This is a genomic window from Streptomyces chattanoogensis, assembly GCF_001294335.1.
Classification (GTDB): domain Bacteria; phylum Actinomycetota; class Actinomycetes; order Streptomycetales; family Streptomycetaceae; genus Streptomyces; species Streptomyces chattanoogensis.
In genome coordinates this window covers 159814-184450 of record NZ_LGKG01000112.1, presented here as the reverse complement: position 1 = coordinate 184450, position 24637 = coordinate 159814, and the positions used below count along the sequence as shown (strand labels likewise).

At 72.5% G+C, this 24637-nt stretch carries 12 protein-coding genes; 6 read left to right on the top strand and 6 right to left on the bottom strand.

The features are described from left to right. The first annotated feature begins 406 nt into the window (after positions 1-406). The 5 genes from ADL29_RS13570 to ADL29_RS13550 all read left to right on the top strand — a co-directional run bounded on the left by ADL29_RS13570 (position 407) and on the right by ADL29_RS13550 (position 15583). The gene (locus ADL29_RS13570) at positions 407-661 is read left to right on the top strand and encodes a hypothetical protein (protein WP_053923908.1); all 255 of its coding nucleotides are present in this window, start codon (positions 407-409) and stop codon (positions 659-661) included. Positions 662-893: 232 nt separating this feature from the next. Beyond that, on the top strand, positions 894-4523 hold the full coding sequence (locus ADL29_RS13565) for an NACHT domain-containing protein (protein WP_053923907.1): 3630 nt from the start codon (positions 894-896) through the stop codon (positions 4521-4523). Positions 4524-4841: 318 nt separating this feature from the next. Next, positions 4842-12104 carry an amino acid adenylation domain-containing protein gene (locus ADL29_RS13560; RefSeq protein WP_245689382.1) on the top strand — a complete coding sequence of 2421 codons (7263 nt, stop codon included), beginning with the start codon at positions 4842-4844 and terminating at the stop codon, positions 12102-12104. A gap of 4 nt (positions 12105-12108) precedes the next feature. Then, positions 12109-14673, top strand: coding sequence for an FAD-dependent monooxygenase (locus ADL29_RS46285; RefSeq protein WP_053923906.1), 2565 nt, complete (start codon positions 12109-12111; stop codon positions 14671-14673). A gap of 25 nt (positions 14674-14698) precedes the next feature. Further along, positions 14699-15583: an SDR family oxidoreductase gene (locus tag ADL29_RS13550; RefSeq protein ID WP_053924017.1), complete on the top strand. Its 885-nt coding sequence runs from the start codon at positions 14699-14701 to the stop codon at positions 15581-15583. Between the two features lie 23 nt (positions 15584-15606). Here the strand turns inward: ADL29_RS13550 and ADL29_RS13545 are convergent, their stop codons facing one another. The 4 genes from ADL29_RS13545 to ADL29_RS13530 all read right to left on the bottom strand — a co-directional run bounded on the left by ADL29_RS13545 (position 15607) and on the right by ADL29_RS13530 (position 21328). After that, positions 15607-17976 (bottom strand): helicase-associated domain-containing protein, encoded by a 2370-nt coding sequence (locus tag ADL29_RS13545; RefSeq protein WP_342671160.1) that lies wholly within the window; start codon positions 17974-17976, stop codon positions 15607-15609. A gap of 111 nt (positions 17977-18087) precedes the next feature. Beyond that, positions 18088-18747, bottom strand: a complete 660-nt coding sequence (locus ADL29_RS13540) for a 4'-phosphopantetheinyl transferase family protein (RefSeq protein WP_053923905.1) — start codon at positions 18745-18747, stop codon at positions 18088-18090. Next, entirely contained in the window at positions 18744-19721 is a 978-nt protein-coding gene (locus ADL29_RS13535; RefSeq protein ID WP_053923904.1) for a metallophosphoesterase family protein, read from the bottom strand. The genes ADL29_RS13540 and ADL29_RS13535 overlap by 4 nt, the downstream gene beginning before the upstream one ends. A 62-nt stretch (positions 19722-19783) precedes the next feature. Continuing rightward, entirely contained in the window at positions 19784-21328 is a 1545-nt protein-coding gene (locus ADL29_RS13530) for a PucR family transcriptional regulator (RefSeq protein WP_053924015.1), read from the bottom strand. Between the two features lie 176 nt (positions 21329-21504). Between ADL29_RS13530 and ADL29_RS13525 the strand changes: the two genes are divergently transcribed. Beyond that, on the top strand, positions 21505-22047 hold the full coding sequence (locus ADL29_RS13525) for a type 1 glutamine amidotransferase domain-containing protein (protein ID WP_053923903.1): 543 nt from the start codon (positions 21505-21507) through the stop codon (positions 22045-22047). A gap of 69 nt (positions 22048-22116) precedes the next feature. On the opposite strand, the gene ADL29_RS13520 is transcribed toward ADL29_RS13525, so the two are convergent. Both ADL29_RS13520 and treZ read right to left on the bottom strand, forming a co-directional pair. After that, the gene (locus ADL29_RS13520; RefSeq protein ID WP_053923902.1) at positions 22117-22332 is read right to left on the bottom strand and encodes a hypothetical protein; all 216 of its coding nucleotides are present in this window, start codon (positions 22330-22332) and stop codon (positions 22117-22119) included. 479 nt (positions 22333-22811) lie between these two features. Next, entirely contained in the window at positions 22812-24599 is a 1788-nt protein-coding gene (gene treZ, locus ADL29_RS13515) for a malto-oligosyltrehalose trehalohydrolase (protein WP_053923901.1), read from the bottom strand. Positions 24600-24637: the final 38 nt, after the last annotated feature.

Sequence of the window (24637 nt, the reverse complement as noted above, 5' to 3'; positions counted from 1 at the left end):
CGTGGGAATTCCGCCGAGTTGGTCCAGGACGCGCTATGTGAGGCCGAAGCCCACGGCCCGCTGGTCTTCGCGGAGGTGATGGCAGTACGCGCAGAGGTACGGCGGGTCGTCTGCGATTGCGCTCACCGTGCGGATGGTTCAGCCGGCCGAGCTTCTACGATGCGCGCGGTAAGGGCGCCGTGGCCCCACTGATCAGCGGTACTGCATCAACTTGATCTCGCTGCGACCGGTGTCGGACGAGGAGTGAACGGCGGGACCCGGCCTCTGGGGAACGGGCGGAACCGCCGTACTGCGGGGGCGGGTTGACGGCGGCCGGTCCGGAGCGTCGAAGCGGCTGTCCGAGGCGCTCAATTCACCCTTGAGTGTGCTGCCTCGTAATTCGAACATGTGATGCAATTCTTGGGTGATGCCTTACGCCTTCCCCGACGATCTCCTGCAGGCGCAGCGCGACTGGTACGCCGCGTATCAGCAGCTGGCCACGACGGAGAATCCCTCGCAGACCACGGTTCTGCGGCGCACGCTGCAGCGGCTGTCCGTACGGATCACCACGCACCCGTACTGGACGAGCATCCCGGGCCATGCGCCGGCTGCCCGTATGGCGCTGAAGCAGCAGGCATGGGAGCCGGAGCAGCAAAGGTGGCCGGAAGAGGCCGGCTCATGACCGCCGTCTCCAGGGCCCGCGCCCCCACGTCACAGGCAGGGAAGGGGCCTTGTCGCCCGGTGGCGGGGCCGGGTGAGGGGTGGTAGCTGTGGAAGGAGGAGATGCCTCACTGCAACATCCCGCACCGGAGTATCGGGGTCGGGCGCCCAGCGGGCCGCAATGCCGATGGGCTTCTTCCGACCGTCCCAGACGCAAGCGCCACTCCCGGCGGCAGCGTACGGAGGTGGCGGCCATGGCGCACCAACTCCACCCGCCCAAGGCCACGTTCCGACCGCCCAGGGTCAGGATCGTGACGGGGCCGCCGGAGGGCGGCGTCATCAGGGAGGGCTGGGCGCACCTTCGCCTCTGGTTCGTCGCTCCGCTGTGGCGCTGGCGTACCCGGTGGCTGCTGCGCCGGGGCGCCATCCATGCCCATCGGTGGTGGAATCCGTGGCGGACCACCCTGGCAGCCTGGATCGTCTCCCTCCTGGCTCTGGCGCTCGTGGCGTGGGTGCTCGACGGCGTCGTGGGCACCCTCCGCGAGAAGCATCACCGTTCGGCGGAGTTGGTGCGCATTCCCGTTACGCCCGCGGTGCAGGACGTGGCCATGCCGGTGCTGCTGCTGGCCGCCTCGACCGCGCTGTTCCTCTACTGGCGGCTGAGACGGATCCGCCGGTTCTGTGCGAGCCGGGCGAGGAGCGACCCCTGCCGCTTCGTGCCGACGGCAGGGAGTCTGATGGGCGAGGTGGTCGGCCGCGACCAGCTCTGCAACTCGATCATGAACAATCTGCGGGAACGGAAGGTCCGGCGTCCGCATGTCGTCTCCGGCAAGGTCGGGACGGGCAAGACGGCGGTACTGGTCCGTCTTGCCGAGCGGCTTGCCGCGGAGGCCGCGGTCCCCATAGCGGTACGGCTGCGCGATGCCCAGGACCGTCTGGACTTCGCCGAGCTGGCCCGTAAGCGTTTCGAGGACATCGTGCGGCCGGTGGTCCGGTCCGATGGCGAAGTGGACCGGGTCTGGCGGTGGCTCCGGCAGCACACGGACCGGATCGTGGTGCTCGCCGACGGTCTGGAAGAGGCGCTCAACCACGACGACCGGGTGAACGGCCAGCGCGACATTCTGATCCGGGAGGCGATCGCCCGGGCCGACGAGGAGGGGCTGCCGCTGGTCATCGCCTCGCGGCCGCACGACCCGCTGCGGGCGATGCAGGCCGCGATCACGGAGCTGGAGCCGCTGAGCGATGAGGCGGCACTGCAGTACATCGCCGGCAGCGGCGGCCGGCGCTCGGACCCGATGCTGCTCGACCGGGTCGTGGAAGCCGCCAAAATGTCGGAATCCCCGCTCTACCTGCAGATCGCAAGGGATCTGCACGGCAAGAACCTGCTGGAGCCGCTGTGGACGCAGGACGAGGGCGGGGCCGACCTGATGCTCCACGACAGCTGGGCGTTGCGGGCGGACCTCCTGGAGAGGTGGGTCGACGCGCTGGTCGACGGGGAGATCCACCCCGAACTGCCGATCGGCCGCGACACCAGACAGGTGGTGGTGGAGTACCTCTCCGCGCTCGCCTGCATCGGGCTGGCGTCGGACCGTGCCGATGTCGGGCTGTGGGAACTCGACCCGTCCGTGGGCACAGGGCGGCCTGTCGACGGCGACGCATGGAACCAGTGCGTCGCCGAGAAACTGGACCGGGCGCTGTCGACGCTGCGGTGGTCGCGCGATCCGAAGGAGTTCGACGACCGCATGGAGGCCGTCAGGGCTCAGCAGTGCTGGGGCCCCGAGTACGGGCGCGAGGACAGGAAGGTCCCGGTGCACGGAGCCCGGATCGATGTCCGGCTGGCTGCCACATGGGGCAGGCGCATGGGGCTGGTCCACGAGGAAGGGGAGAAGGTCCACTTCCAGCACAGCATCATGCAGGCATATCTCGGTTCCCGTCTCCTCCCGGCGGCCGGGGACACACCGTCGCGTCCGAAGGCGTCGGAACGCCTCCTCGCCACGGCCCTGGAAGCCGGCGGACGGGAACTCCTCATAGCCCTCACGCTCCGCTCGCGCTCGTGGAAGGGGCACTGCGCAGGTCATCGCCGTAGCTGTGGCTGTGGTGCGAGCAGACCCGAAGCGTGTGCGGACTTCACCCTGCCCAAGCTGCTGGAGCAGCGGGCGCTGGACCTGCTGAAGAAGGCGAAGAGGGGGGAGCACATGCAGGGGCGGTGGCAGGCCGGCAGCTCCCCGGCAGGCGGCCTTGACGACCGTGGCAGCCCGCGCCTGAGGGCCCTGGAGCTCTTCGGCACCGCCGTGGAGATCGACAACGTCGCGGCCGCCCCGCAACAGCAGCGCCTCATCGAGATGATCAAGGAGAGATGGGAAGACCTGGAACAGGGCGAGGACCCCGTGCGGCTGCGCGAGGCGAAACTCACTCTGGTGAAACAGTGCGGCGCGGCGGCCCGCCGGGTGGCTGCCGACCGCAGCTGCAATCCCGCGTACCTGGAACTGTTCAAGGTCGGCTGCAAGGAACTGGACTACCGGGTGCGCGCCGGGATCGTGCAGGAGATAGGAGCCGGCGGCGAGCAGGCGTACCTGGCCGTGTACCACTCTCTGCGCGAGCCCGAACTCGATGCGGTCATCGCCACGGACCGTCCGGAGCGCGGATGCCACTGGAAGCCGAAGTCGGACCCGACGCAGGGAGAGCGGATGGACCGCGCGCGGCGGCGGGTGTGGGTGAGGTACCTGGAACGGGAAGAGTGGCAGTGGGCCGAGCACGAGGCCATGGCGGAGAAGCGGAGATGGTACAGCGACACCCTGCAGGCATGGATCCTCCCCATGCTCGTCGACTCCGCCAGGATGACCCGTCACATCGGCACCCCGCGCGCCGACCTGGAGAACTGGGTACGTATCGCGACCGGGGAATCCGGCTCTCCGGCCGCCGAGGCCACGCCAGGCATCAACATCGGCCTCGGCGTTGCCCTTGCCCAGGGATTCAGGTACGCCGCCAACCGCCGTCCGGTCCCGCAGTCCGACCGGCAGGCCCGGGAGTTCCTGGTCAAGCAGGCCCAGGAGATGCTGAAGCGCAGCACGTTCTGGTACACCCGGCTGACCCTTCTGCATGCCCTGACGCTGTGGTCCCTGCCCGATGACGTCACGGAGGACATGCCGATCCGCGGGCACGGTTCCGATCCCCAGGGGCAGGTCCAGGAGTGGCTGGCCATGGGCGACGGCAAGGAGAAGGAACACCCGCTGGTGAAGGCGGCGGGCGAGCTGGCGGTCCGCGCGCTGCAGACCCGGCGGCCGGAGCGGTATCTGTGGATCGATGACGCCGCCACGGCCGACGGCGTGGGTACACAGGTCGGTCTTCCCGGGGACCAGCGCGCCCACAACCTCTGGATCCCGCCGTCCAGCGGGTGGAGCACCCTCGATCCCATCGCCCAGCAACTGCTGTCGGACGTACTGCTGCTGGTGGTGCTCGGCGAGCGGGCGTACCGGCCGAAGGACCTGTTCCGCGTCGTGGACTTCTGTTCCCAGGAGCGGACGCAGATCCCGTCCTGTGTGATCAGGGACCGCAACCGCCTGGACCCCGTACGGGGCGCGGAGCGCGCCTCGCAGCCGGGCTCCAACTGCACGGACGAGTGCCGGCTGAGGATGTGCCCCTACCCGGCGAAGGTCGAGGACCTGCGGATGGAGTTCAGCGAGGTCTTCTGCCTGCAGCAGCACGATCTGCTGCGGTGGTGGCGGCCCCGGTCGTGGCTCGGTCTGCAGTTCTGGCGGAAGGCTCCATGGCAGCGCAAGGTGCCGGTCGCCGGTATGCGCCGGTTCTGGGACGAGATGGGCCAGCGGGCGCGGGACGTCGACCCTGATGCCGTGGACACAGCCCGGCAGAGAGTCCGCAGCTGAGGAGCGGGAAGAGTGCCGGTCCGCAACGCCCGCCTCATGCGCCTCATACGCCTCCCTCCGGATTCGGACAACTTCCGGCCCATGTAACCGGCGTGTAAAGAGGCTTGTCGCTCCGGCCGGCGGAGGGGGGCACTCCGGTAGATCGCCGGACCGCCGGGTCTGGTATGCGCGGCTGAGGGACGCTCGCGGGCCTTGGCGTGATTTCGTCTCCCTTTGCCCTCCCGCGATCCGGCCCCGCCGTGGCTCTACTCGCGAGTAGGCATGATGTTGATCATGACGAGGACCGCGGCTGCCCGGGCAGCCCTCCGTGGAACGCAGGTGCCGGAACATGCACAGAGCCCGCTGACGGCGTATCAGCGGGACATCTGGGCCGCCGGTTCTCAGGCTCCGGGATCACCGCAGTTCAACTGCGTCCTCCATGAACGTCTGCGCGGCGGCGTCGACCATGGCGTGCTCGCCGAGTGCACCGAGCGCGCGCTGCACCGCCACGAGACCTTCCGGCTGCGGTTCGGCGAGCGCGCGGGGACGCCGTTCCAGTGGGTGGCGGGCGGGAACATCCGGGTCAGCGGCATCGACCTCTCTCAGGAGCCCGATCCGGACGCCGCGTGTGCCGCGTGGATGCGGCGCTCGATGGCGACGGCGCTGCCGCTCACGGACGGCGGCTCCCTGGTCGAAGCCACGCTGCTGCGGGAGAGCCCGGACGTCACGCATCTGCACATCAAGGCGCACCACATCGTCGCCGACGGCTGGACCGTCGACCGGCTGAGCCACGAGATCCTCGAGGACTACGCGCGGGCCACGGGCGACGTCCGTGAGCACCCCGGCCCTGAGCACACCGGCCCTCGCGAGCCGTCCTCCTACCTCGCGTTCGTCGACGAGGAAGCCGCCTACCGCGCCGGCGCCGACGGCGACCGGGACCGTGCCTTCCACCGGGAGGCCCTCGCCGGCGTGGCGCCCGCGCTCTTCCTCCGTGCATGGGGCGGCAGCGGGCGCGGCCGCCACTCGTTCGTCGTCGGGGGCGCTCTCGCCGACCGGGTCCGCGCCGCCGGCCTCTCGCCGTTCGCGTACCTGGCCACCATGTTCGGCACCTGGCTGACACGGCTGCACCGCAGCGAGGAAGTGGTCCTCGGCATCCCCTTCCTCAACCGGCCGGAGCCTCACCACAAGGCCGTCCTCGGCCAGTTCGCCAACACCCTTCCGCTGCGGGTGGCGGCACCCGGCGGGCGGACGGTGCGGGAACTGGTCGCCGCGACCCAGGAGGCGACCCGTGCGCTCCGGAGCCACGAACGGCTCTCGCTGGGCGACGTCCTGCGCCAACTGCCCCCGTCCGCGCAGGGCCCCCGCCGGCTCTTCGACGTGACGGTCTCCTATCTGCACTGGTCGCGCCCGGCACCGATACCGGGAGTCGAACGGCAGACGGCCATGATGGCCCCCTCGCACGAACAGGACGCCCTGGGCGTCCTCGTGTGCGCCTTCGACGACACCGCCGACCTGCACATCGCCCTGGACTACGCCCTCGACGTGTTCGACGAGGACCTGCCCATCGCCTCGGTCGCCGGCCACCTCAGGACGCTGCTCGAGCGCGGCGTGGACATGCTGGACCGGCCCGCGTCGGCCGTCCCGATGCTGGAGCCCGCCGAACACCGGGACCTCACCGCGGTACGCAGCCACGGCCCGGAGGTGCCGTACGCGGACGAGGCCACGCTCCACGGCCTGTTCGAGGAGCAGGCCGCCCGCCGCCCCGGGCAGACCGCCGTCATCGGCGCCACGGGCGAGACCCTGACCTACGCCGAACTGGACGAGCGCGCCAACCGGGTCGCCCGGGCCCTGCGCGACGAGGGCGTCGGCCCGGACGACCGGGTCGCGGTGATGATGGAGCGGGGGCCGCAGCTGCTGGTGGCGCTCCTCGGCACACTGAAGGCCGGAGGCGCCTACGTACCGGTGGACCGCGGCTACCCGGCCGAACGCGTGCGGTTCCTGCTGGCGGACAGCCGCGCCAAGGTCGTGATCGTGGACGGCGACGGCCCGGCCACCGGGGCAGCAGAAGGCGCGAAGGTGCGGCATGTCGAGGAGCTGCTGCACGGCAGCGGCGCCCCGCTCCCACCGCTCGCCGGCTCCCGGGACCTGGCCTACGTCATCTACACCTCCGGCTCCACCGGCCGGCCCAAGGGCGTGATGGTGGAGCACCACAGTGTGGTCAACCGCCTCGCATGGATGCAGCGCCGCTATCCGCTCGGCGACGGCGACGTTCTGCTGCAGAAGACCCCGGTCTCCTTCGACGTGTCGGTGTGGGAGCTGTTCTGGTGGGCCGTCGAGGGCGCCGCGGTGGCCCTGCTGCCGCCCGGTGGCCAGCAGGATCCGCGGGAGATCCTGCGGACCGTCCGTGAACGGCGGGTCAGCGTCGTGCACTTCGTGCCCTCGATGCTCGGACCGTTCCTCGACCTGCTCCAGGAGTTACCGGAGGCACCGGAGGGCTTACGTTCCCTGCGCTACGTCTTCTGCAGCGGCGAGGCCCTGCCGCCGGAACGGGTCGAGCAGTTCCACCGCGTCTTGACCACACCCCGCGCGGAGCGTCCCGTCCGGCTGGTGAACCTGTACGGGCCGACCGAGGCCACGGTCGACGTCTCGTCCTACGACTGCCCGGCCGATCCCGCCCGGAGCGTCACCCGGGTCCCGATCGGCCGGCCGATCGACAACACCCGGCTGTACGTACTGGGCCCCGGCGATCTGCCGCAGCCGGTGGGTGTCGCCGGTGAGCTGTGCATCGGCGGAGCCGGTGTCGCCCGGGGCTACCTGGACCGCCCGGAACTGACCGCCGAGAAGTTCGTCCCCGACCCGTTCGTACCGGACGGCCGCCTCTACCGCACCGGTGACCTCGCACGATGGCTGGCGGACGGCACCCTGGAGTACCTCGGACGGATCGACGGCCAGGTCAAGATCCGGGGCAATCGCGTGGAGCCGGGCGAGGTGGCGGGCGCCCTGCGCGCGGTCCCCGGCATCCGCGACGCCCTCGTCGTGGACCGCACCACCGCCGCCCGCGGCACCCACCTCGTCGGTTACTACGTCGCCGACGCCGCCATCGCCCCCGCACGGCTGCGCGAACTGCTCGCACGAACGCTGCCGGCGTTCATGGTCCCGGCCCACTTCGTACGGATCGACGCCATTCCACTGACCCCCAACGGAAAGGCCGACCGCCGCGCGCTGCCCCCGCCCCAGGACACCGCGGACACCGCCGCCGACGGGCAGCCGCGCAACCGCACCGAGGCCGCCCTGGCCGAGATCTGGGCCGGGGTACTGGACCGGGAGACCGTCGGCGTCCACGACGACTACTTCACCCTCGGCGGCGACTCGATCCTCATGCTCACGGTGCGCGCCCAGGCCGAGGCACGGGGCCTGCGCTTCTCCCTCACCGACCTCGTCCGCAACCCCACGGTGGCGGGGCTGGCCACCCGCGTCGAGAGCCGGACAGCGCCCGGGAGCGACGACGCCCCGGCCCCGTTCGCCCTCGTGTCCGGCAGGGACCGGGCCCGTCTGGACGGCGCCGAGGACGCCTGGCCGCTCACCCGGCTCCAGCTCGGCCTGCTCTACCACAGCCGCCGTCACGAGAGCTCCGCCACCTACAAGGACGTCTTCCGGTACACCCTCGAACTCCCCTGGGACGAGGACGCGTTCCGCCGGTCGTTCGACGGGCTGGTGGCGAGGCATCCGGCGCTGCGCTCCGCCTTCGACCTGGCGGGCTGCTCCGAGCCGTTGCAGATCGTCCGCCCGCAGGCGCCCGGCGGCCTGGACGTCGTCGATCTGCGCCCGCTCGATGCCGCCGCGGCCGACGCCGAGATCCGCGCGCACATCGAGGAACGCCGCCGCCACGCCTACGCCGTCGAACGGGCGCCGCTGTACCTCTTCCGGGCGCACATCCGGCCCGGCACCGTCGACCTGGTCCTCAGCTTCCACCACGCCCTGCTCGACGGCGGCAGCGTGGCGAACCTCCTCCAGGAACTCCTGCAGGACTACGCGCACCGCCTGGGGCTGGGCATCGGCCCCGTCGACGGCACCCCGTCGCCCTCGGCGGCGTCCCACGTACAGGAGGAGCTGGCCGCCCTGGGGTCCGCGGAGGCGCGACGGTACTGGAAGGAGAAGCTGGCCGGCTGCGAACCCCTCCGGATCGAAGCGTTCCGGGCGCATCTGCCCGGTACCGGCCAGGAGCCGGCCACGCACCGCGCCGACCTGTCCGGCGAACTCGTCGCACAGGTACGGCAGTTCGCCGCCGCGCACCAGCTGCCGGTGAAGTCCGTGCTCTTCGCGGCGCACTGCCTGACACTGGCCATGTTCAACGGGTTCACCGGGTCTACCGGGCTTACCGGGTCTGCCGGGTCGACCGGCACTCACGACGTGACCACCGGACTGATCACCCATGGCCGGCCCGAGCTCGCCCATGCGGAACGCACCGCCGGGCTCTTCCTGAACACGGTGCCCCTGCGTCTCGACGTCGCGCAGGCCACCTGGCTGGACGTGGCGCGCGAGGCCTTCCGGCAGGAACAGGACGGCCACCCCCACCGCCGCTACCCGCTGAGCGCCGTCCAGGAGGACCACGGCGGCCCGGTCCTGGACACCGCCTTCAACTATGTGCACTTCCACCAGCTGTCCGAGGTCCTCCGCCTCCCGGGCATACGGCTGCGGGACTTCCGGACCTGGGAAGAGACCAGTTTCCGGCTCCTGGTGAACGCGGTCACCGAACCGGACGGCGGACGCGTATGGCTGCGGATCGACGGCGACGGATTCTCCGCCGGCCAGGCCCGCCTCTTCGCCGACGGGTACCGCAAGATCCTGCGGAGGATGGTGACGGACCCGCACGCGGAGCCCGACTTCGCCTTCCTCGCCGACCGGCCGGTCCTCGCCCGCACCACGCCCCGTCCCACGGTCGTCGAACGCTTCACACGCCAGGCCGCCCGCACTCCGGACGCGACGGCCGTGGTGAGCGGTGAGGAGCGGTGGAGCTACGCACGGCTGGCCGGGGCGGCAGACCGGGTGGCCCGGCGGCTGTGCGCGCTCGGAGCCCCGCCGCGGGCCCGGATCGGGATCGCCATGGACCGCTCACCGCAGACGGTCGCCGTGCTCCTGGGCGTGCTGCGGGCCGGGTGCGCCGTGGTGCCGCTGGACGTCGGCTACCCCGCCCGGCGGCTGGCCACGATGCTGGAGGCGGCCCGGCCCTTCCGCGTCATCGCCGACGCTCCCCATGCCCACCTGGCCGGTGACCCGTCGCTGCTGCTGCCCGCCGAGTCGCTGACCGGTCCGGCCACGGACCCCGGCGCGGAGCCACCGGCACAGATCCCCGCCGACAGCACCGCCTACGTCCTCTTCACCTCCGGCTCCACCGGCCGGCCCAAGGGCGTGGCCATGCCGCACCGTTCCCTGGCCGGCCTGGTCGCCTGGCAGACAGCGGCCACCAGCGGCGCCACGGGCGGCGTCACCCTCCAGTACGCGCCGCTGAGCTTCGACGTCTCCTTCCAGGAGATCTTCTCCACGCTGTGCTCCGGCGGCACGCTGCACCTGGTGGGCGACGCCGAGCGGCGCGATATGCCGGAACTGCTGCGGCTGATCGACCGCGCGGGCATCGAGCGGGTCTTCCTCCCCTACGTGGCACTCCAGCAACTGGCCGAGACCGCACAGGCGCTGGGCATCACGCCCCGTGCGCTGCGGGTGCTGATCTCCTCCGGCGAACAGCTGCGCGTCACCCAGGAGATCCGCAGGCTGTGCGCCGCGCTCCCGGGCGCCGTCCTGGAGAACCAGTACGGGCCGACGGAGACCCATGTCGCCACCGCCTTCACCATGACCGGGGATCCGGCGGCCTTCCCGGCGCTGCCCCCGATCGGCCGCCCCGTCGACGGCGCCGAGGCCCATGTGCTGGACGACCGGCTGCGCCCGGTGCCCGCCGGAGCGCGCGGCACCATCCACCTCGGCGGCAGCTGCCTGGCCGACGGCTACGAAGGCCGCCCCGACCTCACCAAGGAGCGCTTCGTCCCGCATCCCTTCGCGGGCCAGGACCGCATGCTCTACGACACCGGGGACCTCGGCCTGGTGCTGCCCGACGGGACGATCGCCTACGCCGGCCGGGCCGACACCCAGGTCAAGGTGCGCGGTTTCCGCGTCGAACTCGCCGAGGTGGAGCTGGCCGTCACCGGTCTCGCCCGGCGGTACCCGGGCCTGCGCGACGCCGCGGTCGTGGCCCGGCAGCAGGGGAACGGCGAATGCCTCCTCGCGGCCTTCCTCGTCGGCGAAGGCACCGCCGCGGACCTGGCCGGCATCCGCAGGCGGCTGCGCACCACGCTGCCCGACCACATGGTGCCCGCCCACCTGCAATGGGTGACCCACCTCCCGCTGACCCCCAGCGGGAAGCGGGACGACGCCGCCCTGCGCCGGATCCCGCTCGCCCCCACCACTGAAGCCACCGGGGCCGGGCCGGGCGACGCCTACGAACGCGCGCTGGCCGAGATGCTGGCGGACCTGCTGCAACGGCCCGCCGTCGGCGTGCACGACAGCCTCTTCGACCTGGGCGGCACGTCCCTCACCGCGATGCGGCTGGTGGTCCGGATCGAGCAGCGCTACGGGGTGAACATCCCGCTGTCCGAGTTCATCGCGGCCCCCACCGTGTCCGGGCTCGCCGCACGGCTGCGCGCGGGCGGCGCGGTCGCGGCGTACGACCCCCTGGTGCCCATCCGCCCGGAGGGCACCCGCCCGCCGCTGTTCCTGGTCCATCCCATGGGCGGCAATGTCCTGTGCTACGTACGCTTCGCCCGGCACCTTCCGGACGATCAGCCGCTGTACGCGCTCCAGGCGGCCGGGGCGGACCCCGGCACCACGCCGCTGCGCACCGTGGAGGAGATCGCGGACAGTTACCTCGCCGCGCTGCGGAGGGTGCAGCCGCACGGTCCGTACACCCTCGGCGGGTGGTCCTTCGGCGGTTTCGTCGCCTTCGAGATGGCCCGCCGGCTGCGGGCCTCGGGTGAGGACGTGGCCCGGCTGGTGCTCCTGGACACGACCGCGCTGACCCAGGGAGAGCGTCCCCGCCACGCCGACGACGCACTGCTGGGGTGGTTCTTCTGGGAACTGCTCTGGCTGGAGCGCGGCGGCGACTCCCCGATGGAGGCCATACCCGACGAACTGACCTCGCTGGAGGAGAAGTTCGACCATATCGCCCGTCTCGCGACCGATGCGGGTGTGCTGCCGGCCGGCAGTTCGGGGGCCGTCATACGCCGGCTCTTCCGCGTCTACCGGGCGAACTGGCAGGCGGCGCTGGACTACCGGCCCGGGCCCGGGGACCAGGGCCTCACCCTGATCCGGGCCATGGAACCGCTGCCGGACGTCCTCGCCGCGATGCACGGCGCCGCCGGAAGCCGCCACGCGGACCCGGCCAACGGCTGGAGCGCGATGACCGACGGCCCGCTCCAGGTCGTCAGCGTGCCCGGTGACCACCTCTCGATCATGGAAGAACCGCACGTGGCGCAAGTGGCGAGAACGGTCGCCGACCTGATCGGATCCGGCCCGGCCGGATCCCCCGATGCCGGATCCCCCGAGGAGAACTGACCACATGTCACGTAAGTCGGCAATGCCAGGCGACTGGCCGGTGAAGGCCCTCGTCATCGGAGCCGGTATCGGCGGACTGACCTGCGCCGTCGCCCTCCGGCGGGTCGGCATCGAGGTGGCGGTGTACGAGCGCGCCACCGAGCTGCGCGCCGCCGGTTCCGGTTTGTCGGTGATGTCCAACGCCGTCACCGCGCTCGCCACGCTGGGCATCGACCTCGGCCTGGACAAGCGCGGCCGGGTCGTGGAGTCCTTCACGGTCCTGGACCACCGCGGCCGGGAGATCAGGGACCTGCCGTTCAAGGAGGTCTGCGAGAAGGCGGGCGCGCCCAGCGTCTGCCTGAGCCGTTCGGACCTGCAGGAGGCCCTGCTGGACGCGGCCGCCGACTGCCCCGTCCGGCTGGGCGCCGTCGCGACCGGCTTCGAGACCGGCGACACGGGCGTCACCGTCCGCTTCGAGGACGGCAGTTCCGCCCACGGCGACCTCCTCATCGGCGCCGACGGCTTCCACTCCGCCGTCCGCGCCCGGCTGGTCGGGCCCGAGACGTCTCAGGACAGCGGCTATGTCTGCTGGCTCGGCATCGTCCCCTTCCGCCACCCCGCCCTCGCCCCGGGCGGCGTGCGCCACTACTGGGGCAGCGGACAGCGCTTCGGCCTCGTCGACATCGGCCACGGCCGCGCCTACTGGTGGGGCACCACGAACATGCCCGCCGCCCGCTCGCACGCCTGGGACGGCACCAAGGACGAGATCGCCCAGGCCTACGCGGGCTGGGCCGACGAGGTCCGGGCCGTGATCGAAGCCACCCCGCCCGGGGACATCCTCGCCGTGCCCTCCCGCGACCGCACCTTCCTGGAGCGGTGGGGAGAGGGTCCCGTCACCCTGCTCGGCGACGCCGCGCACCCCATGCTGACCACCCTCGGCCAGGGCTCGGCCATGGCGATCGAGGACGCCGTCGTCCTGGCCCACACCCTGGCCGAGCCCGGGGCGCGCGACGATCTGCCGCTCGCCCTGCGGACGTACGAGGACCGCCGCCGCGACCGCACCCGGGCCATGGTCGCCGCGTCCCGGTCGATGAGTGACCTCGAACAGGCCGACACCCCCGAACGGCGCAAGGTCCGGGACGACTACTTCAGGTTGACGGCCCGTCAGGAACTTGCCCGCCGGAACGAGGAGGCCCTCACCTTCCCCGGCATCCCGGACCCCGAACCCCGCGTCCGCCGGAACCTCAGCCCCCTGGAGCGCTGGTACTGGATCGCGGACCGGACCTCACCGCTCAACGGCGTCATCCGGGCCCGGCTCCACGGCCCCCTGGAGCTGCCGCTGCTGCGCCGCGCCCTGGACGTTCTCCAGGCCCGGCACCCTCTGCTGCGCGTCGCGATCAGCGGCGACGACGAGGGCGCAGCCCCCGCGTTCCGTCCGGTGGGCGGACGGCCCATCCCGCTGCGCCACGTCCAGGTGCCGGCCGGCGACCCCGAGGCGGACGCACGGTGGCAACGCGAGATCGACGAGCACGAGCTCGCCGAGGGCATCGACTGGCGCACCGGACCCCTGCTGCGGGCCGTCGTGATCACACAACAGGGCGCCGGGCGCGGGGCGGACGTCCATGACCTCCTCCTCACGGCGGCGCACTGCATGGCCGACGGCATGACGGGGCTGTCCGTGCTCGGGGAGTGGATCGACATCGCCGCGCAGCTGAGCGCCGGCGAGGAGCCGTCCCGTACGTCGCGCCGGGCGCTGCCCGCCGCGGAGGATCTGCTTCCGCGCCCCCACAGGGGCGAGGCGGGCGCCGCCGCTCTTGCGGCCCTGATGGAGCGTGACGCGGAGGAGGCCCGCCGGCTGCAGCCACGGCGCCTCACCCCCAGCCGGCCGGTCCCCTTCGCACGGCGGCGCACCCGGATGGTGCACCGGTCCCTCACCGCCGGGCAGCTGGAGCTGCTCGTGGACGCCTGCAAGCGGCACGGGACCACGGTGCACGGAGCCCTTGCCGCTGCCATGGTGACCGCCGTCGCCCAGGAGGCGGGCACACCGGAGCCGGCCCACTTCTCGATCGGTTCCCCGCTCGACTTCCGCGGCGAACTGGACCCCGCCGTCGCCTACGACGAGGCCGGCACCTACGCGGCCACCCTTCCCTCCCGCGTCCTCTACCGGCCCGGCACGCCCCTGTGGCCCATGGCCCGCGCCATCGCCCGGGACCTGGCGGACCGCCGGCAGCGTGCGGAACACCTGTCCCTGGTCAACCTGCTGGACCGGGCCGGGCCCAGGACACCGGCCGACGGCGAGGCCTTCATGCGCTATCTGGACGAACAGGGCCCGCTCAACCTGTGCCTCTCCAACCTCGGCCGCCACGGCTTCCCCGACCGGGTGGGCCCCTGGCGCGTCTCCGGTACCCAGCTCGTCGCGGGCATTTCGGTGACGGGAGCCCTCGTGGCCACCGCCCTCACCAGCCACGGCCGACTCGCCTGGAACTTCAGCTATATCGACGGCATGGTGACGGCACCCCGCGCCCGGCACCTCGCCGACGCCTCCGTACACACCCTGCTGTCCGCGCTGCACCTGTCCGACCGCGCATAACCGACTACCAAAGGAAAGCGACGTGCTGAACCCACAGCCCAAGCCCCTCCCCCCGGCCGGACGCACCGTCGTCGTCACCGGCGCCTCCTCCGGGCTCGGCAAGGAGTGCGCGCTCCGGCTGGCGGAGCGCGGCTTCCGCGTCTTCGCCGGAGTGCGCAGGGCGGAGGACGGCGAGCGGCTGCGCGCCGAGGCACCCTCCGCGTCCTTACGGCCGGTGCTCATCGACGTGACCGACGAGGAGTCGGTCCGGGCGGCCGCGGCCGAGGCCGCCGGGTCCACCGGCGAGCGGGGCGTGTGGGCGCTGGTGAACAACGCCGGTACCTGCGTCTCGGCACCCCTGGAGTGTGTGCCGCCCGAACGGCTGCGGCAGCAGCTGGACACCAACGTCGTCGGTGCGCTCGCCGTCACCCAGGCCTTCCTTCCCCAGCTGCGCCAGAGCCGCGGGCGCATCGTCAACGTCTCCTCGGGTCTGGGCAGCGTGGCCCTTCCCTACCTCGGCGCCTATGCGGCGGGCCAGTTCGCGAAGGAGGGGATGAGCGATGCGCTCCGCCGCGAGCTGCGGCCCTTCGGCGTCTCGGTCTCCGTCGTGAAGCCGGGCGCGATCGCGACCCCGATCTGGGACAAGGTGCGGGAGGCCGGCCAGGAGATCCTGGACGGGGCACCCGAAGACATCGCCGCCCTCTACCGGGCGTCCTTCGCACGGTTCCTGCAGATGAACGAGGAACGGGCACAGTCCAGCACCACCCGCCCGGAGGACTTCGCCCGCACCGTCTTCCGGGCACTGACCGCCCCGCGGCCCCGGACCCGCTACTGCGTCGGCTCCGATGCGCGGGCGGCCGCAAGGCTGGCGCGGCTGCTGCCGGATACCGTCCTGGACCGCGGCTTCCGTGCGGTCACCGGGGAGCGATAGGCCGGGCGGGGCCGGATGCCGGGTCAGACCGGCATGACGGCCTGGATCCGGGAGAGCGTGAAGACCCGCTGGTCCTCGCGGAGATGGCAGTACGCGTAGAGGTAGGGCGGGTCGACGTCGAGTGCGCCCACGGTGCGCACGGTGCGGCTTCCCGAGGCCGCGACGTATTCGATGGTGATGGCCTCCTGCTCGTGGACGGCATGGGCCAGCTGCCGGATGTCCGTCGGATTCAGTGCCTTCGCGCACCCGGCGAGGATTTCCTCGGTATCGGACGGGAAGGGGATACCGCGCTCCGGCTCGGGGTACGGATCGCGGTCCGGCGCCGACAGCAGGCGCTCCGCGAGCCCGGGAGCCGGAGCCACCGCCCGGGAGGCCTCTCGTGGGCGGGGCAGGAGTTGGGTGGCGCGTGGCTGCTCGGGCCGTTCCAGGCGGAGCGCTCCGTCGTCTTCCTCGGCGACCGGCGCGTACCCTTCGGCGCGCAGGGCGTCGAGTGCCTCGGGCAGTGCGGTGCGGCAGAGCAGCACCGTCGGCGCGATGCTGCGCAGACCGAGCCGTGACAGCTTGCGGTGGGCGGAGATCTCGGCGAGCAGCGCCGTGTCGTCGCTGTGGAGGACACACGCCGCGGAGGCCAGGCGGATCCGGCCGTGCCGCCGTGCCACATCGGCGATCACATAGAGGAGGGGCTGGGGCAGCGGGCCCTCGCAGATCTCCAGCAGGTCGGCCTCGATCCCCTCCGGAGTCCGGCCCGCATCGAGAGCCCGGCGCAGCGATGACGGGCCGAACCGCCAGACGGAGGCCGTGCCCTGGGTCTCCCGGTCGGCCAGCGAGTCCAGCAGGGACGAGAGCCGGCCGGCGGGCGTACCGGTTGCCACCGCGGTGAGGTCGCCGCCGATGCGGACCTTGGAGGCGGAGGGCGGCAACAGGCGCCGGGCATGGGTGTGCAGCAGTTCCGGGGCGTCGCTCCGGTGCAGCAGGGCCGCACCGAAGGGGGACAGGGCGCCGCGGGCCAGGACACCCAGCAGCTCGGCCTCCCGGACCAGCGTGGCGAACGGCGTGCTGTCCTGCGGCAGTTCGTCCGCGAACGGCCGGTGCCACGCCACGAGCGGGCCCAGATCGGCAGGGTTGCGTACGCCGTGGGAGCCGGGCAGGCCCGCCGCGGCCGTCACCAGACCTCGCCGGGCGGACCGGCATCCGGTGCAGGCCGGTCCGCGGGCCACCGCGGGCAGGACCTTGCCGTCCTCGTCCCGGGAGCCGGACGGCGTCAGGCCGAGCAGCCACCAGGCACCGAGAAGAGCGGCGAAGCGCTCGGCGGGTTCCTGCCCGGCCCAGTCGTCGTACGCCTCGGTGACCGGAAGAGCAGTGCTCTCGCACGCCAGCAGACCGGCAGCGTGGGCGGTCTCCAGCACCAGCCGTACCACCGGCTCCGCACACCGGGCGGTCTTGCCGAGGCGGGCCAGTTCGCGGGCGCCGACCCCACCGGACTTCAGCGTGGCCGGGGGACGTGCCGCGCAGGCGGCGAGCAGTGCACCGGCCTGCCCGACGAAGGCGGAGGCCGCGGCCGACGCTTCACGCTCCACCTCGGCGGTGGTGAGCGAGACGAGCGGAGGACCGGCCGGAGCCGGCTCGAAGGGGGCGTGCCAGCCGGGGCCCCGCACCGCGCGCGTCACCTCGGCAGGTACCCGTGCGGGCTCCGGCGACCAGGCGCGGCCCACCAGCAACGCCCGTTCCACCAACCAGCGCTCGGCCGGATCCGAGGTGACCGAGCCGAACACGAGGAAAGCCGGTTCGGGCCGGTCGCGGCGCCTCAGGAGCTCCCGGGCGGCCGGCGGAGCGGAGTCGATGAGCGCCCGGAGCCGGGCCGGGTCACGGTGGTGGGCAAGTACGGCATCGAGGCGGTCCTGTTTACGGGAGCCGGGACGCAGACCGAGAGCGGTGGCCGTCTTGCGCAGTTCGTCGGAGGTCTGGCCGGCCAACAGCTCGGCGAGCCCGGGGCCGAGACCGAGGGGCGCCTCCCAGACGTCGCGCAGCGCCGCCGCCATCTGGAGCTCGCCCCCGGGTCCGGGCCAGACCAGCGCATGCGCGCCGAGCGTGTCGAGCACCGGGTCGAGACCGGCCGCATCCGTGCCGAGCAGCCGCTCCAGATCCTCGCGCAGGGCCGGGGCGCCCAGCGCGGCGAGCGCCTCGGCGGCCTGCAGGCAGGGGAGCGGCACCCGGGTCAAGGCCCGGGCGACCGATCCCGGCCGTTGCAGCCGGTCGGCGAGTTCACCCAAGGTGAGGGGCTCGGGGGCGGATGCGCTGTCGGGGCGTGTGTCCAGTACTTCCTGGAGCCGACCGGCAGCGAGCGTACGCAGCCAACGGGTCAGCGCCGAACCGTGGGAGCCGATGGGAATCACCTGTCTCGGGAAGACCGCTCGGCTCCACGGTAGTGGCCTGCCGGACAGGGAATCCGCGGGCTTGACAACCGTCCGGTGGATGCGGACGCGGGGCGGTGACGGCCAGGACGCCTACCGTTCGACCACCACCGCCGTCACCACCAGCCCCGCACCCACCGTCCAGCGCCCGCTGAACTCCTCGAGCACGGTCCCGGCGACCACCGGGCCCGGGACGAGGAGACGGGCGGTGAAGGTGGCGTCGGTGGGGTCGAGGGTGATGTGGGCGTCCTCGAAGCCGAGCCAGCGGGATGTCAGGGGGTACCACGCCTTGTAGACGGATTCCTTGGCGCTGAATATCAGGCGGTCCCAGCTGACGCCGGGTTCGAGGGTGGCCAAGTGGCGCAGCTGGGCGCGTTCTTCGGGGAGGGCGATGAGGTCGAGGACGCCGGGGTCGCTGATCGGCTGGTTGGGTTCGGCGTCCACGCCGATGGCGTGCAGGTCCGTCGCGCGGGCCACCGCCGCCGCCCGGTAGCCGGTGCAGTGGGTCAGCGCGCCGACGATGCCGTGCGGCCAGCGGGGGGCGCGGCCGGGGCCGGGGAGTATGGGGGCCGGCTCGATGCCGAATTCCGACAGGGCGGTGCGGGCGCAGTGGCGTACGGTGCCGAATTCGCGCTGGCGGTGCGGGACCGCGTTGGCCACCAGCGCCCGTTCCTCGGGGAACATCGCGGACAGCGGCTCGTCCTCGAAAGACTCGGCGGTCGCTATGGGCGCCGGGAGCAGTTTGTCGATCATGCGGGGGTCCCGGTGGTGTCGGCGGCGGCGGTGGCGGGCGTGGCGGGCAGGATCTGTACGGGGCGGCCCGGTGCGGTGGAGCGGCGGCGCCACTCGCGCGGATAGCCGAGCGAGACCTCCTGGTGGGGTACGCCGTCGCAGATCAGCAGCCGGGGGATGTGGAGGTGGCCGTAGACCACGGCCGCGGCCCGGAAGCGGCGGGGCCAGTCGGCACTCGCCTCGGTGCCGCACCACAGGGCGAACTCCGGATGCCACAGGGGCCGGGTGGGTTCGCGTACCACCGGCCAGTGGTTGACGAGCACGGTGGGCAGCTCCTCCGGGAGGGCGGCGAGGCGCTCCTCGGTGGCGGCCAGCCGCGCCTGGCACCAGGCCTCGCGGGACGGATACGGGTCGGGGTGGAGGAAGAACTCGTCGGTGCAGACCACGCCCGCCTCTTCGGCGGCGGCGAGCGCCGCCTCCTTGGTGTCCAGTCCCGGCATCCGGAAGGTGTAGTCGTACAGCAGGAAGAGGGGCGCGATGGCGACCGGGCCGCCCTCGCCGTTCCAGACGGGGTAGGGGTCCTCGGGGGTGACCACGCCCAACTCCCGGCAGAGGGCCACGAGATGGTCGTAGCGGGCGACGCCGCGCAGCTGTACCGGGTCGTCGGCCGGGGTCCACAGTTCGTGATTGCCCGGCACCCACACCACCTTGGCGAAGCGGCTGCTGAGGAGGGTGAGTGCCCAGCGGATGTCGGCCATGTACTCGCCGATGTCGCCGGCGATCAGGAGCCAGTCGTCGTCGGACTCCGGGCGCAACTTCTCGACGATGTCGCGGTTTTCCTCGTAGCGGACATGCAGATCGCTGACGGCCACCAGCTTGCCGCGTTCCTGCCGCTGCCCTGGGCCGTGGCCCGTTGGCGGGCCGGCGGCGGGTGTCGGGGCGGTGTCCCGCGCCGGGGTGGTCTCCCTGGGGATGCTCCGGATCTCGTAAGCCATGGTCGAAGTAAAGACGGTGGCGGGGTGAGAGTGAAAGGGCGGTCGGGGTCCGGCGCGTTGCGTCAGGGGCCGGGTGGGGTGCCGCCGCGGCGGATGCGGGTGGCCAGCCAGAGGTCGAAGCGGTCGTCGGGGTCGTCGAGGCGGCGGCCGGTGAGGTCCATGGCCTTGTCGAGGCGGTTGCGTACGGTGTGGCGGTGCACGCCGAGCCGTCGGCTGGTGGCGTCCCAGGCGCCGCCGGTCTCCAGCCAGGCCGCCAGGGTGGCGATCAACTCCTCGCCGTTGTCCGCCAGATCGAGCGGGCCGAGCACCGTATCGGCGTAGCCGTGCAGCGTACGGCGGTCGCCCAGGTCGAGCAGCAGCCTGCTGGCCTCGCTCTGCCGGGCCTCGGCGGGCGCGCCGCCGGCCCGGCTGACGGCGAGCAGCCCGGTCGCCTGGCGCAGCGAGACCCGCACGGCTTCGGGCGCGGTGGCCGGGCCGATGCCGGCCGGGCAGCGCGGCGCGAACCGGCCGAGCACATCGCGGATGTCCAGATCCTCGCCGACCACCGCCTCGATGACGCCGCCCGCGACCCTGACCAGGCCGCCGGGCATCGCCAGCGCCAGGTCGGCCGCCGTGTCGTGGGCGGCGCTCTCCGAGGGCGGCGACGGCGCCCCGTGCCCCTGGTCCCCCACGGTCTCCACCACGACGCCGCGCACCCGTTCGGCGGTCAGACCGGCCGAGGCCAGCAGGTCGCGGGCCCGCGCGCCCGACGGCTCCTCGTCGGCCAGCAGCTCCGACAGCAGCGCCGACCTGCGGCGGCGCTCCGGCTCATCGCGCAGATGACGGCGCTCCAGCTCCAGCGAGAGAAGCGAGACCAGACCCGGTACGACCGAACGGGCGGCGTCGTCGGGGCGGCCGGTGAGCAGCAGCAGGCCGCGCAGCCGCCGGGCGCCCAGCGGCTGGACCTCCAACTGGCGCCCCGCGGCCGTACTGGACGCGCTGCCGCGCAGCCCCCGCGCGGCGACCCGCTCGATCAGCTCCCGCGCCTCCCCCAGCGGCGGACTCGCCTCCCGCTCACCCGCCGCGAGCAGCCGCCCCAACGGGTCGAGCACCGCCGCCCCCACCCCGGTGGCGGCCGTCCACTCCTCCAGCATCGGCCGCAGCCCGTCACCGGCCGCCGCGGCCGTCAGCCGCCGCTGGGTGGCGAACGCCCGGTGCAGGGCCGCGCGCTGTTCGTCGGCGCGGGCGTCGAATACCGCCTTGGTCACGGCGATGAACGGCACCTCGTCCGGCACCGTCAGCAGCGGCAGCCCGGCCTCCTCGGCGGCCCGCACCAGCGGCTCGGGCGCCTCCTGGTACGGCAGCCCCTGTCCGAGCCCCAGCGCCAGACAGGCCGCCCCGCCCTCGGCCACATCCCGTACGTACGCCCTGCACGCGCCCGGCTCCATCGGCAGCAGCAGGCCGATGGTCATCAGCAGCTCACCGCCCTGCAGCCACTTCCCGGGGGCCGGCAGATCCGAGACGGTCGCCGCCTCGACGGTGCGGGCCAGCAGCGGGGCCGGCACGTCATAGGTGACCGACAGATTCAGGTCGGGCCGGGCCAGGAGGTCCGCGATGTGCAGTGGCATGGACATAGTGTCCAGCACATCTCCACGGGATGGACGATCGGTCGCTGCCGTGGCGCTCGCCGTGGGGGATTCGCCCCGTTATGGTCGATTAATGGGGGCGGGCGAGCCCTTCCTCGTCCGCCTTCCTCGTCCGACTTTCCCGCCGTTCCCGCCCGCCGGACGGAGGTGAGTGCGCTGTGCAGGTGGCGTTCCTGGTGGCCCCGTTGGGCGCCGAGCAGGCCGAGCTGACCCGCCCGTGGCAGGCGGTGGCCGACGCGGGCGGCACCCCGAAGCTGGTCTCCACGGCGTCGGGCGAGGTGCAGGCGTTCCACCACCTGGACCGTGCCGACAGCTTCCCCGTCGACCTGACCGTCGACGAGGCGTCCACGGTGCCCTTCGGTGGTCTGGTGCTGCCCGGCGGTCTGGCCAATCCGGACGCGCTGCGCCTGGATGCCCGGGCGGTGGCCTTCGTCGCGTCGTTCTTCAGCGCGGGCAAGCCGGTGGCCGCCATCTGTCATGCGCCCTGGATCCTGGTCGAGGCCGATGTCGTACGCGGCCGCACGCTGACCTCGTACCCGAGCCTGCGGACCGACATCCGCAACGCGGGCGGCACCTGGGTCGACGAGCAGGTCAGCATCTGCACGGCCGGCCCCAACACCCTCATCACCAGCCGGAGGCCGCGGGACCTGGAGGCGTTCGACGCGGCCGTCGTCAAGGAATTCCTGCCCGGTAACGCGTGAACCCCGGGACCGTGGTCCCGGGGTTCACGCGCCGCGGCGTGCGGCCCGCGGTGTTCTCGGAGTCCGTGCTCAGACGTCCGTGCTCTGCACCGTGACGAGGCCGGCGAACTGCGAGACGGGCAGCTGGGGCGCGAGGGACTGGGCGGTCCCGGCGACATCGCCGATGCTCACAGCGGCGCCGTGACCGGCGACCTCGCCGCCGGCGCTGGCGATGCCGCCGGAAATGCCGTCGAGCTCGCTGTCGGAAATCTCGTAGGTGTCGATCGCCGGGGTGGAGTTGCGCATGGCGTGCCCTTTCCTTCGGTGCGGTGGGTTTTGGAACTCATACCGGCCGAGTTGACGGAAATGTCAATAAGGCCGGTCACACGGTCACTGTCCGCTCGAATACGGCGTCAATAACGGCGACTCATGTGCGCAGGATGCAATCACGCCGACGGGGTGCCGGGCAACTCACCGTGAGGTTTTTTACCTGTAGGAAATTCGCCGCAACAATCGCCCTGACCTGGGTCTTTGCTGATCTCTAGATGGCGAATCACCAGGCAAGCCGTCTACGGGGCAACCTTCCGGTAAATTCCTTGTGCAAGCCCTCTGCGGGCAAATATGCGTTTTCGGTTCAACGGGTGTCCGACGGACTGAGAAGGCGGGAGATGTCCGCATCTTCTGCGTATTGGAGGCGTCGGGTGCCCGCGTCCTGAGGAATGACGTCCGGTCCGGAATTATCTGCTCGTCTCCGGCGTTATGGTCACAAGGGGTCCACTCGTTCTTCAGGGGATTTCCCCCAAAATCACCACCGACTCCGCCCCCACCCGCACCATCCCCGCCCCACCGGCCCCGTCCACCACCCCCCAAGCGGCCAGCACCCGCAGCTCCGGGTCGGGTTCGCCCGCCGTGCCCACCGGGATGTCCGCCACGGTGTCGCGTGCCAGGTTGACCGCCACCCGGACGGCCCCGTTCCGCAGCAGCAGCCAGCGGGCGTCCTCGTCGTAAGTGACGTGCGTGGCGGCCGGATCGGGACCGGCCGGCGCGGGCAGCCCGCGGCGCAGGCCGAGCACGGTGCGATACCAGGCCAGCAGGGCGGCATGCGGTGCACGGTCCGGTTCGCTCCAGTCCAGTACGCAGCGGTCGCGGGTGGCCGGATCCTGTGGGTCGGGCCAGTCGGCGTCCGTGCCCGACCAGTCGTGGGCGGCGAACTCCCGGCGGCGCCCGGCCCGTACCGCCTCCGCCAGCTCGGGATCCGGATGGTCGGTGAAGTACTGCCAGGGCGTCCGCGCGCCCCACTCCTCGCCCATGAACAGCATGGGCGTGAAGGGCGAGCACAGGACCAGCGCGGCGGCGCAGGCCAGGAGACCGGGGGAGAGGGCGGCGGCGAGACGGTCGCCGAGGGCGCGGTTGCCGATCTGGTCGTGGGTCTGTGCGTAGGCGAGCAGCCGGTACGGGGGTGTGCGGCGCGGGTCGAGCGGGGCGCCGTGGGTCCGGCCGCGGAAGCTGGAGTATGTGCCGTCGTGGAAGAAGCCGCCGGTCAGCGTCTTGGCGAGGGCGGCGACCGGGGCCCGGGCGAAGTCGGCGTAGTAGCCGTGGGATTCGCCGGTGAGGGCGGTGTGCAGGGCGTGGTGGAAGTCGTCGTTCCACTGGGCGTGCAGGCCGTGACCGCCGCTCGCACGCGGCGCGGTGGTGGCCGGATCGTTGCGGTCCGACTCGGCGATCAGGAACAGCGGACGCCGCAGACGCCCGGCCAGCGCATCCACGGCCGCGGAGAGTTCGGCCAGGAAGTGCCGGGCGCGGGAGTCGTGCAGCGCGTGGACGGCATCCAGCCGCAGCCCGTCGATCCGGTAGTCGCGCAGCCAGGCGAGCGCGCTGCCGATGAAGTAGCGGCGCACCTCGTCGGAACCGGGGGCGTCGAGATTGACCGCCGCTCCCCAGGGCGTGTGATGGGTGTCGGTGAAATACGGCCCGAAGGACGGGAGATGGTTGCCGGACGGGCCGAGGTGGTTGTGGACGACGTCGAGGACGACCCCGAGGCCGTGGCCGTGCGCGGCGTCCACGAACCGCTTGAGGCCGTCCGGCCCGCCGTACGGTTCGTGCACCGCCCACGGGGCGATCCCGTCGTAACCCCAGCCGTGCGTACCGGGGAACGGGCACACCGGCATCAGGGAAACATGAGTGATGCCCAGGTGGGCGAGGTGGTGCAGCCGCTCGGCGGCGGCGTCGAAGGTGCCCTCGGCGGTGTACGTGCCGATGTGCAGCTCGTAGAGGACCGCGCCGGGCAGCGGGCGGCCGGGCCACGAATGGCGCCAGGTGAAGCGGCCGTGGTCGACGACCGCACCGGGGCCGCCGGGGCCCTCCGGCAGCCGGGCGGCGCGCGGATCGGGCAGCGGCGGACCGCCGTCGAGACGGTAGGCGTAGCGGTCGCCGTCGTGGGCCGGCGCCTCCGCGCGCCACCAGCCGTCGCGTTCACCGTCGCGCTCCAGAGCGAGCGGCGGTTCGCCGGCCCGGCCGCCGGCCCACTGGAGCACGACCCGTCCGGCGCCCGGCGCCCACAGCTCGAACAGCACGGCGCTGCCTCCTCACTCGCCCCGCGGGGTGCCCTCCC

Excerpts from the sequence above, each read along its gene's own strand:
- ADL29_RS13535 (WP_053923904.1), bottom strand. The coding sequence starts at position 19,721 with ATGGCTTACGAGATCCGGAGCATCCCCAGGGAGACCACCCCGGCGCGG.
- ADL29_RS13530 (WP_053924015.1), bottom strand. The coding sequence starts at position 21,328 with ATGCCACTGCACATCGCGGACCTCCTGGCCCGGCCCGACCTGAATCTG.
- ADL29_RS13520 (WP_053923902.1), bottom strand. The coding sequence starts at position 22,332 with ATGCGCAACTCCACCCCGGCGATCGACACCTACGAGATTTCCGACAGC.
- ADL29_RS13570 (WP_053923908.1), top strand. The coding sequence starts at position 407 with ATGCCTTACGCCTTCCCCGACGATCTCCTGCAGGCGCAGCGCGACTGG.
- ADL29_RS13565 (WP_053923907.1), top strand. The coding sequence starts at position 894 with ATGGCGCACCAACTCCACCCGCCCAAGGCCACGTTCCGACCGCCCAGG.
- ADL29_RS46285 (WP_053923906.1), top strand. The coding sequence starts at position 12,109 with ATGTCACGTAAGTCGGCAATGCCAGGCGACTGGCCGGTGAAGGCCCTC.
- ADL29_RS13540 (WP_053923905.1), bottom strand. The coding sequence starts at position 18,747 with ATGATCGACAAACTGCTCCCGGCGCCCATAGCGACCGCCGAGTCTTTC.